The sequence below is a fragment of the Chromohalobacter sp. HP20-39 genome (assembly GCF_033052815.1).
Classification (GTDB): Bacteria; Pseudomonadota; Gammaproteobacteria; order Pseudomonadales; family Halomonadaceae; genus Chromohalobacter.
Genome location: NZ_JAWHTP010000122.1, coordinates 1 through 495, shown reverse-complemented (window position 1 = coordinate 495; position 495 = coordinate 1). Strand labels below are relative to the sequence as shown.

Here is a 495-nt window from a genome sequence, read left to right as displayed (position 1 = left end):
AGTAGCCGGGCGCTGCCTTGTCGTGTGTCACTTCGATCAGGTAAGTCGACAGCGCCGGCGTGAACCCGCCGAAGACGGCTGTCGCCAGGCTGAATGCCAGTGAAAAGCCGGCGACCCGTACCTCGACCGGCATGACCTCCGTCAGCGCTGCGACCATGGCGCCGTTATACATGCCAAAGAAGAACGAGAACCACAGGAGCACGGTCAGCATGCGGCCAAAGCTCGGCGCATCCGCAAGCCAGGACAGGGCCGGATACGACGTGCAGATGGCCAGAACGGTAATCGCCATCAGGATCGGCTTGCGCCCGGTGCGGTCTGAAATGGCGCCCCCGATCGGCAGCCAGATGAAGTTCGACAGCGCGACGAGCAGCGTCACCATCAGGCTATCGCTTGTCGACAACTTCAGCACGGTCTTGCCAAAGGTCGGCGTGTAGACGGTGATGCGATAACACGTGGTGGTCGACATGGCCGTAAGCAGCCTGCCGCCGATGACGA

General features: G+C 62.0%; 1 protein-coding gene. It reads right to left on the bottom strand.

Features of this window, described 5'->3' with window-relative positions:
* Positions 1 to 466, bottom strand: a 466-nt coding sequence (locus RVY79_RS17245; RefSeq protein ID WP_317465699.1) for an MFS transporter, incomplete at its 3' end; no start/stop codon positions are given.
* Positions 467 to 495 lie beyond the last annotated feature (29 nt).